The 9,747-nt window shown below is 42.4% G+C and carries 13 protein-coding genes; all 13 read left to right on the top strand.

The window, feature by feature from the left end:
* Positions 1–280 precede the first annotated feature (280 nt).
* Positions 281–919 carry an SDR family oxidoreductase gene (locus ACXM1Q_RS07940; protein WP_458517603.1) on the top strand — a complete coding sequence of 213 codons (639 nt, stop codon included), beginning with the start codon at positions 281–283 and terminating at the stop codon, positions 917–919.
* A gap of 323 nt (positions 920–1,242) precedes the next feature.
* Positions 1,243–2,295, top strand: a complete 1,053-nt coding sequence (locus ACXM1Q_RS07935) for an AEC family transporter (RefSeq protein WP_458517602.1) — start codon at positions 1,243–1,245, stop codon at positions 2,293–2,295.
* Between the two features lie 12 nt (positions 2,296–2,307).
* Positions 2,308–3,303, top strand: coding sequence for a 2-hydroxyacid dehydrogenase (locus ACXM1Q_RS07930; protein WP_458517601.1), 996 nt, complete (start codon positions 2,308–2,310; stop codon positions 3,301–3,303).
* 324 nt (positions 3,304–3,627) lie between these two features.
* A complete protein-coding gene (comGA, locus tag ACXM1Q_RS07925; RefSeq protein WP_458517600.1) occupies positions 3,628–4,599 on the top strand; it encodes a competence type IV pilus ATPase ComGA in 972 nt (323 codons plus the stop codon).
* Positions 4,556–5,533, top strand: a complete 978-nt coding sequence (comGB, locus tag ACXM1Q_RS07920; RefSeq protein ID WP_458517599.1) for a competence type IV pilus assembly protein ComGB — start codon at positions 4,556–4,558, stop codon at positions 5,531–5,533. Before comGA ends, comGB begins: the two co-directional genes overlap by 44 nt.
* Positions 5,530–5,847 carry a competence type IV pilus major pilin ComGC gene (gene comGC / locus ACXM1Q_RS07915; RefSeq protein ID WP_458517598.1) on the top strand — a complete coding sequence of 106 codons (318 nt, stop codon included), beginning with the start codon at positions 5,530–5,532 and terminating at the stop codon, positions 5,845–5,847. The genes comGB and comGC overlap by 4 nt, the downstream gene beginning before the upstream one ends.
* Positions 5,816–6,241, top strand: coding sequence for a competence type IV pilus minor pilin ComGD (gene comGD / locus ACXM1Q_RS07910; RefSeq protein ID WP_458517597.1), 426 nt, complete (start codon positions 5,816–5,818; stop codon positions 6,239–6,241). Before comGC ends, comGD begins: the two co-directional genes overlap by 32 nt.
* The gene (comGE, locus tag ACXM1Q_RS07905; RefSeq protein WP_458517596.1) at positions 6,213–6,506 is read left to right on the top strand and encodes a competence type IV pilus minor pilin ComGE; all 294 of its coding nucleotides are present in this window, start codon (positions 6,213–6,215) and stop codon (positions 6,504–6,506) included. The genes comGD and comGE overlap by 29 nt, the downstream gene beginning before the upstream one ends.
* On the top strand, positions 6,478–6,927 hold the full coding sequence (gene comGF, locus ACXM1Q_RS07900; protein WP_458517595.1) for a competence type IV pilus minor pilin ComGF: 450 nt from the start codon (positions 6,478–6,480) through the stop codon (positions 6,925–6,927). The genes comGE and comGF overlap by 29 nt, the downstream gene beginning before the upstream one ends.
* A complete protein-coding gene (gene comGG / locus ACXM1Q_RS07895; RefSeq protein WP_458517594.1) occupies positions 6,917–7,231 on the top strand; it encodes a competence type IV pilus minor pilin ComGG in 315 nt (104 codons plus the stop codon). Before comGF ends, comGG begins: the two co-directional genes overlap by 11 nt.
* Before the next feature lie 33 nt (positions 7,232–7,264).
* On the top strand, positions 7,265–8,206 hold the full coding sequence (locus ACXM1Q_RS07890; RefSeq protein WP_458517593.1) for a class I SAM-dependent methyltransferase: 942 nt from the start codon (positions 7,265–7,267) through the stop codon (positions 8,204–8,206).
* A gap of 60 nt (positions 8,207–8,266) precedes the next feature.
* Positions 8,267–9,457, top strand: a complete 1,191-nt coding sequence (locus tag ACXM1Q_RS07885) for an acetate kinase (protein ID WP_458517592.1) — start codon at positions 8,267–8,269, stop codon at positions 9,455–9,457.
* Between the two features lie 108 nt (positions 9,458–9,565).
* Positions 9,566–9,747: helix-turn-helix domain-containing protein (locus ACXM1Q_RS07880; RefSeq protein ID WP_458517591.1), on the top strand; the 182-nt coding region annotated here is incomplete at its 3' end.

Genomic DNA, 9,747 nt, shown 5'->3' with positions numbered 1-9,747 from the left:
GAGGACTGGTCAGCTGTCTCGATTACTACCTAAAACGACATGCGTTAAAAGTTAACTGAACCGCCGTGTGCCGAACGGCACGCACGGTGGTGTGAGAGGGACTATGCATTAGTCCCTACTCGATTTCCCATCTCCATTCTGTCTGAAGAGAGACAATTGAAAAAGTTTCGTACATTCTCTGCTCCTTGTTGAATAGTAGGGGAGGTTAATTGTCAAGTTGTGGCGTTTTTGATAAGATACTTGAATACGCAAGTAAATTTGAAGGATCAAAGGAGAAAAAATGAATATTTTTATTGCCGGGGCAACTGGAAGGGTTGCCCAATTCCTGATAGAAGAGCTAGTAGACAAAGGACATCAGGTAACAGCTGGGGCACGTAATCCTGAAAGAATTGATGTAAAAGAGGGCGTTCGTCCGGTGCCTTTAGATCTACATGCAGGGGTAGAGGATTTAAGGCAGTTACTCCAGGGACAAGAGGCGGTCTATTTTGTTGCTGGTTCACGTGGAAAGGATCTTTTACAGACAGATGCCTTTGGGGCAGTTAAAATGATGCAAGCAGCAGAATTAGTTGGAATAAAGCGTTTTATTTTGCTGAGTTCGATATTTGCCACGGAACCTGAAAGATGGTCAGATCCGAATTTAGTTTCGATTATGGATTATAATATTGCTAAATTTTTTGCTGACAATTGGTTAATTCACAATACTAAACTGGATTATACAATTTTGCAGCCAGGAAATTTGGTCGAAGCAGAGACTGCTTCAGGAAAAATTGCAATTCAGGTGAAGCAATCACAACCAAATAGCATTCCCAATGTAGCCGCAACTTTAGCTGCGATTCTGGAATCTTCTAATACCTATCAGAAAATTATTCAAATGAGTGATGGTGATGTTCCAATCGAATTAGCCATTCAGAATGTTTAGAGGTCATTCAGACTTGTCAGAAGAGTGAACCTTCCGTTTCAGATAAGTCAGTTCCCAAAGCCCTTTTGCCAGCTATAATTTGGGCGGTATAGAGAACTTTCTCGCGATTGGGAAACTGTTTTAGTTTTACATGTTAGTGAGTTTTTATTCTTTGATTAGATATTGCAGACAAAGGATTGTAGGCTAGAATAAAGTCGAATTTTTAGATGAAATTCGACTTTTTTTGCCTTTATTGTGATTTTTTTATCAAATCCCTTGCTTCCTCTCCTCCCTTTCGTTATAATGATAGAGGTTTGTAAAAAAACTCACAAAGGAGATTCATTATGGAAAATATGTTCCAGATCATTACGTCCAACGCTTTTTTAAGTGCTATCTTTTCAACAATTTCTATTATTTTGTTGGGATATGTTGCACGGAAACGAAATATTGTTGGACCAGAAGCAGGAAAGGTTTTATCAGACGTTGTCTTAGCTTTTGCTTTACCTGCCTTGGCATTCTCAGCCTTTATGCAAAACATTAACCCAGAGACTTTTACGACTGGTTTAACAGTCTTTGTCTTTGGATTTGTAGCCTATGTTATTTTGATTGTCTTGGGGGAGAGTCTTTATTTTCGCTTTAAGGGAGATCAGAAGACGACTTTATCTGTTTTAACGACCTTTGGTTCGACGACTTTCTTTGGGATTCCTATTATTAACGGTTTCCTTGGTCCTCTTGGGGCCCTATATGCCAATATCTTTAATATTGCCTATCGGGTTTTCCTCTATTCTTATGGTTTGGTTCGTATGAGCGGGGTTCAGTTTGAGAAGAAAAATTTCAAACAAATTTTCTTGAATCCAATTGTTGTGGCGACTTTTGTGGGTCTTTTGATTTGGATTTTCCAAAATGATATGCCGCAAATGACAGTAACGGTTCCTCTTTACGAAGGTAGTAAGGATATGCAAGATATTACGGTTGGAATCTTGCGGATTGACAAGACGCTTCCTTGGCTTTACAAGCCAGTTGATTATTTATCTAAATTAGCCTCCCCCTTGGCTTGGTTGGCTATTGGGATGACCCTTGGAAATATCAGTATTGGTGAAGCTTTGAAGGACCGTGTAGTATGGCTCTACAGTGGTGTAAAACTCATTGTGGTTCCAGCCATCTTTATGGTTTTGATGTTAGCCATGAAATCAATCTTTAGCTTGGATTATGAAGCGTTTATGGCGATCATTATCATGTTGGCAACCCCACCGGCTACAGTTGCAGTAGCTTATGCTATCAAGTATGATAAGGAAGCACAACTTGCAAGTAATGCTTCTCTCCTAGCGACTGTTCTATCCATTGTAGCGATTGTTTTCTGGATTATTATTGGAGCAGGTCTGCAGGCCTTCTTCTAAGAGGTATTATCGATGAAAGTATTATGTTATGGTGTTAGGGATGTTGAAATTCCTATTTTCGAACAGGTCAATCAAAGCTTTGGCTTTGATTTGACCTTAGTAGCGGATTACCTCAATTCTCCGGAGACAGCGGCCTTGGCAAAAGGGCATGATGCTGTCATCTTACGAGGGAACTGCTTTGCGACAGCGGAAGTGCTGGAACTCTACAAGGAATGGGGTGTTGAGTATGTCTTGACGCGGACCGTAGGGGTGAATCATATAGATGTAGCTCACGCTAAAGAGTTGGGCCTAAAAACAGCTTATGTTCCCTTTTACTCTCCCAATGCCATTGCTGAATTGGCTGTGAGCTTGGCCATGATGTTGCTTCGCCACACAGCCTATACCGTTCAAAAAACAGCTCAGAAGGATTTCCGTGTGGATGCTGCAATGTTTTCTAAGGAAATTCGCAACTGTAAGGTTGGTATTGTGGGGATTGGTCGAATTGGTTTGACTACTGCCAAACTCTTTAAGGGCTTGGGAGCAGAGGTCTTAGCCTATGATGCGTTTCCCAAAGAAGGAGTGGAGGATATTTGCCGCCAAGTATCTCTAGAGGAACTTTTACATGAAAGTGATATTGTCAGCGTTCATGCCCCATTTATTCCGGAAAATGGCCGATTCATCACACGTGAATTTATTGCGAATATGAAAGATGGATCAATCTTGATTAATACAGCGCGTGGAGAATTGCAGGATGCGCAAGCCTTGCTAGAAGCAGTCCAGTCTGGAAAATTAGCTGGATTGGGTTTGGATACCTTGGAAGGAGAAGGAGCGTTTTTCTTCAAGGATTTACGTGGTCACAAGCTGGCAGATCCAGTTGTGGAAGAATTGATTCAGCTCTATCCACGTGTCTTGGTGACTCCTCATATCGGTTCTTATACCGATGAAGCAGCGCTCAATATGATTGAGACCAGTTTTACTAATTTACAGGATCTTATGTTGACAGGAGCCAGTCAAAACGAGATTGAATAGGATTTGAAAGACACCCCAGAGGTTAGGGAGCAACCCTAATATTTGGGGTGTCTTTTTGTGAAAGGGGGGATGGGGCAGGTCATGAAATCAGACTTGGAATATCTGGTCAGACTGAGGTATTCTCAACATAATCGAGGCAGGAATGCAGCTCATTAGAATGATATGGATTGCTACTCCTAATGGTAATATTAAACGGATCTAGTCCTGTGTCCTAGAGGATTCAATCTGTTGGGTAATGATTTTCTAATTTTTTGAAGTTCGTTCACTTGGTGACGGCTTTTTTTCTTGCTTCTACGAATAAATCAATGAGGAGGCAAAAGGGGTATGGTAAAAAATAGAGCACAGGCCATTTTAAGTGCAGCTCGCCAAAAGCGAGCTCAGGATATCTATGTAATGCCACAAATGGAAGGTTATTCGGTTTATTTACGAGTAGGAGAAGAGCGAGTTCTGCTCGATCATCTAGACTTCATTCAAGGACAGGCGCTACTGAGTCATTTTAAGTTTGCAGCAGGTATGAATGTTGGCGAACGTAGGCGAAGCCAGTTGGGGTCTTGTGATTATGCTCTGGAGCAAGAGACTCTCTCTTTGCGGTTATCTACGGTTGGGGATTATCGTGGTTTGGAGAGTCTGGTCATTCGTCTTCTTCACGATGCACAACAAGATTTGGCATTTTGGGATTGGGAACTTAAGCAACTGTGTCAGCTAATTCAGGGGCGAGGTCTCTATCTTTTTTCCGGTCCTGTTGGGAGTGGCAAAACTAGCCTCATGTATCAATTGGCTAAGGAGCGATTCCAAGGAAGGCAAATTTTGACCATAGAGGATCCTGTCGAGATTAAGGATTCGACTTTTTTGCAGTTGCAACTGAATAAGGAGATTGGTATGACCTATGATCCTCTCATTAAGCTCTCCCTCCGCCACCGACCGGATCTCTTAATTATTGGGGAAATTCGAGATTCAGAGACCGCCCGAGCGGTTGTACGGGCAGCCTTGACGGGAATCAGTGTTTTCTCGACTGTCCACGCTCGGTCGATTCCAGGAGTTTACCGTCGTTTACTGGAATTAGGTGTGGAACCTGTAGAGTTGAAAGAATGTCTGCAGTTGGTGTGTTATCAGCGTTTGATAGGAGGAAAGGGGTTAGTAGATGTTACCCAGAAAGACTTTGAGAACCATACGGCTAGCTCTTGGAATGCTAAAGTGGCAAAGCTGTTTACAGCTGGCGTTATCAGCCAAGCTCAAGCTCGGGAGGAATACCTTGGGGATTCAGCAGGAACTGAAGATTGTCCAACTCTTCCATAATCTTTTCGAGACAGGTTTTCATTTAGGTGAGGCTTTAGATTTTTTAGATCATAGTGGTCTGTTAGCCAAAGACTTGGTGGTCAGTATGCGGCAGGGCATGCAGGCGGGACAGTCTTTCTCAAGTATTTTAGGTCAACTGGGCTTTTCTGAAACAGTGGTTAGCCAATTGGCCTTAGCTGAATTACATGGCAATATATTAGAAAGTTTAGCTCAGTTGGAAGGACACTTGCAAAGTTTTCTTCAGGTTCGCAGGAAGTTAGTAGCCGTGGGAACTTACCCGCTTTTACTACTTGGTTTTTTACTGGTGATTATTTGGGGGTTGCAATCCTATGTTTTACCAGAAATAGATCAGAGTAACCAGTGGACTCGATTAGTAGAGATTTTCCCTCTCTGTTTTATAACTCTGATGACTTGTCTAGCTTTAGGTGTAGTCGGTTTCGTGCTGCTTTATCGACATCAGAGGCGGTTAGATTTTTTGAGTATGTTGGCGACCTGGCCAGGTCTGTCAGGATTTGTCAAAGCTTATTTATCAGCCAGTCTAGCGCGTGAGTGGGCGTGTCTTTTTGGTCAGGGGTTGGCCTTGGCGGAGATTGTCGATTTGATGCGGCGGCAAAAGTCAGTATTTTTAGCTGAGTTGGGGACTGACCTAGCCCAGGCCTTGAGTGCTGGAATATCCCTAGCTCAGCAGATTCGGACCTATCCTTTTTTGAGGCAGGAACTAGCCTTGATGATTGAATATGGTGAATTCAAGTCGCGATTGGGACAGGAACTAGCCATTTATTCTAGGAAGACCTGGGAAGAGTTTTTTCATCGTTTATTTCGCCTGATGGATTTAATCCAACCTTGTGTCTTTGTCCTCGTAGCCTTTTTGATTTTACTACTCTATGCAGCGATGTTGTTACCGATTTATCAGAATTTGGAGGTACCTATATGATACGCACATATTTACGAAAATCCCTACCTGGGTTTACTCTAATAGAAATGTTAATTGTTATCCTTATTATTTCTGTCCTGCTTTTGTTGTTTGTTCCCAATCTGGTCAAACAGAAAGAAGTCGTTCGAGAAAAGGGGAATGCAGCGATTGTCAAAGTGGTGGAGAGTCAGGCGGAGATCTATCAGTTGAACCACAGTGGGGAGCCCAATTTAGGACAGTTAGTGGCAGAGAAGCAGATTACGAAGGAGCAAGCGGATGCTTATCGGGACTACTATAAGAAACATGCTCAAGAAAGTCGGGTCGTCCCCGATTAAAGGTTTTACCTTGCTGGAAAGCCTATTAACGTTAGGGATTACCCTCTTTCTTCTGATGCTCTTGTCGATGGGGGTTGGAGAGGTCTACCAGTCCTTTGAGAAGACCCTCTTTTATCTTCGTTTTGAGCATTTTTATACGGAATCTCAGACCTTGGCTTGGGCCCGACAGGAGTCGGCACAGCTATATTTTCAAGAAAGCTGTATTACGGGACCAGAAGGGAAGTTACAGTTGCCCCAGGGAGTAGAGTTAGTATCACATTTTCAACTAGACTTGAATGCTAAGGGGAATCATACGGGGCTATCCCGGATTGTTTTTCGGGATCTAGGCAGTGGGAAGACGGTTCATTACCAGGCGAGGATTGGAAATGGGATTTTACAGAGGACAGAAGAGTGAGTTAGGAGCTTATTTATTACTTGAATCATTAGTAGCCTTGTGGGTTTTTAGCGTAGTGACAGCTTTGCTTTTAGGCGCTATTACTGAGTCGCGAAAAAGAGAAGCTGCTATCTTACACAGAGAGCAGGCTTTGCAAAAAGGGCATATGGCTCTGCAAGCTGGTCTCGGAAGATTGGATACAGTTCAGGTGGAGAGAGGGGAGCACGTCTGGACACTCAGAGAGGGGGAGGAGATTCTTGTTCAAGTGCATGTTTTGTCGCCCTAGCTTACGAGCTTTTACTTTGCTGGAAGCCTTGGTTGCTCTTTTGGTCATCAGTGGTTCCTGTCTCTTATTTCAAGCCTTGACCCTTCTTTTGTTTCAAGATATTCGTTATCAGGAACGGGCTTCAACTCAAGATTGGTTACTCTTTACGGCCCATCTAGAGCAAGAATTTTTAGAGGCACAGTTTGATGCAGTCAGTGATAATGAAATATATGTGGATCAACAGGGTAAGGGGCAGAAGATTGCTTATTGGCCTAAGAAAAAGGAAATTCGAAAGACTGGCGGTCGTAACCAGAACCAAGGGAGTCAGACCCTACTATTTGGCGTTGAGTCCATGGAAGTGGAGGAACAGGGTGGTCTAATCCAGCTTAAGGCAGTTTTAGCGGATGGTCAGGAAAGGGAGTGGATCTATCGTGTGGACTAAACAGGTACGAGCAGGTGTTTTACTTTATGCCCTGTTACTCCTCGCAGTTTTTAGCCTCGTTTTAAATCTTTACCTCGAACGGCATCTATTCCAAGAGCGTTTATTCAAAGCCTATCGAGAGCGGGAACAAGCCTACGCTTTGGCTATCTATTGTCGAGATAAGGCGGAAGGGAAGAAAGGGGAGATCCGATTCCGAGAAGGGCAGGCTAGATATACCGTCGAAGGGAAGCGGTGGGACATTGAGGTTGCTTTATCGAGTGGTGAGGACTATCGTTTTTCGCTGACCGAACCTTCTCGTCACTAGCTACTGAGATTGCTTTTGTGTTATCATAGAAGCATGAATTTTGAAAAGATTGAGCAGGCTTTTGGCCTTTTATTAGAAAATATCCATACGATTCAAAACCAGTTAAAAACGGGTTTTTACGAGGCAATTATTGAGCAGAATGTTCATTATTTACAGCCAGATGAGGAGTTGAAGGGGATTGCGAAAAACAATCAAAAGGTGGCGCAGCTGGAATTGACTCCTGAAGAGTGGCGGCGAACCTTTCAGTATTTAATGATGAAAGGACAGCAAACGGAGCCCTTGCAACCGAATCACCAAGCGACCCCAGATAGTCTTGGATTTTTGGTGACGTTGGTGATTGACCATCTTTTCTCTCAGGATTTCATTCGTGTTTTGGAACTGGGCAGTGGTATGGGCAATTTGGCAGAGACGATCCTCTTAAATAGTCAGAAGGAAATGGATTATTTGGGAATCGAATTGGATGACATTTTGGTAGAATTGTCAGCTAGTATTGCGGAGGTACTGGGGACCGAAGGTCTGACATTTTCACAAGGGGATGCTGTCCGGAGTCAGATTTTACAAAAAGATTTAGTGATTAGTGATCTTCCGATTGGGTATTATCCAGATGATGTGATTGCTAGTCGATTTCAGGTAGCTAGTCCGGAGGGACATACCTATGCCCATCATTTGTTGATGGAGCAGGGGACCAAGTACTTAGAACCAGAAGGGTATGCGATTTTCTTGGCTCCAACCCAGTTATTGACGAGTCCCCAAAGTGGACTTTTGAAAGATTGGATTCAATCGTCAACAGAGCTTGTGGCTTTGGTGAATCTACCAGAAAAGATGTTTGCCAACCCTCAATATGCGAAGAGTCTTTTTGTCTTTAGAAAGCCTTCTGGTAAGGATTTTACGCCATTTGTATTTGCCTTTAATGATCTCAATAATCTGGAGGAAATAAGAGATTTTCAAGAAAAAATGGAAATGGAGTTAAAATAAGGGCAATTTTACCATCTTTCTGCTATAATCATATTGAAAACGCTTTAAAAGGGGTAGCTTATGTCTAAAACAATTGCGATTAATGCAGGAAGTTCAAGTTTGAAATGGCAGCTTTATGCAATGCCAGAAGAAACAGTACTTGCAAAGGGAATTATTGAGCGAATCGGTCTTAAGGATTCTATTTCTACAGTGAAGTTTGATGGCCGTGCGGAGAGTCAAACGTTGGATATTGTAGACCATGTTCAAGCAGTAAAATTACTTCTTGAGGATTTGTTGAAGTTTGAAATCATCAGTGACTATTCTGAGATTACAGGTGTGGGCCATCGTGTTGTAGCTGGTGGAGAACTCTTTACAGAATCTGTTTTGATTGATGATGAAACTTTAGCTAAGATTGAAGAGTTGGCTAGCTTGGCTCCACTTCATAACCCAGCTAATGCAGCTGGTATTCGGGCCTTTAAAGAAATTTTACCGGATATTACGAGTGTTGCAGTTTTTGATACAGCTTTCCATACAACGTTACCGGAAGTTGCTTACCGCTATCCAATTGCAGAGAAGTATTATACTGATTATAAGGTTCGGAAATATGGTGCCCATGGTACTTCTCACTATTATGTATCTCAACAGGCTGCCGAAATGTTGGGTCGTCCACTAGAAGAGTTGAAATTGATTACAGCACATATTGGAAATGGAATTTCGATTTCAGCGATTGATGGTGGAAAATCAATCGACACTTCTATGGGCTTCACACCATTGGCTGGTCCAATGATGGGAACTCGTTCAGGAGATATTGATCCAGCTATCATTCCATATTTAGTGGAACAAGTACCTGGTCTTGAGAATGCAGCAGATGTTATTGATGTTTTGAATAAGGAATCTGGTGTTCTTGGAGTAGCAGAAGCTTCTAGTGATATGCGCGATGTGGAAGCTGGACGAGAAGCTGGAGATGCGAAGATGACCCTTGCTTTTGACATGCTAGTGGACCGTCTCCGTAAATTTATCGGTCAATACTTTGCTGTGTTGAATGGTGCAGATGCTCTTGTCTTTACAGCAGGTATTGGCGAGAACTCTGATCAGGTTCGTGAAGCTGTTGTAGAAGGACTATCTTGGTTCGGTATGAAACTTGAGCCAGGTAAGAACGTCTTTGGTGCGGTTGGTGATATCTCAACTGCAGATTCTAAAGTAAAAGTTCTAGTAGTTCCAACAGATGAAGAATTGGTTATTGCGCGTGATGTTGAGCGTTTGAAAGCTTAAGATTAGATAAGAAAATCCCAGTTGGTAAAACCAACTGGGATTTTGTAATGGTATCAAAAGTCCTTGTTTATACTTAACTAAAATCAAATTCTGAATTATAATAGAGATATGAAATTTACAAATGAAATGATTAAAGAGCTCAAAGCAGCTCTAAAAGATAAAAATTTAGTAACTTACCACAAACGTATCCAAGCGGTATATCTTAGAGCCATCAATACTCCCTACAAATCCATTATGGAGATGCTTGATATCTCACATGATACCGTTTGGAGACTGACGAAAAAATATCA

It is taken from the genome of Streptococcus sp. 10F2 (assembly GCF_054331515.2).
Note: the sequence above shows the minus strand (reverse complement) of the source record. Positions and strands in the feature narration are given on the sequence as shown.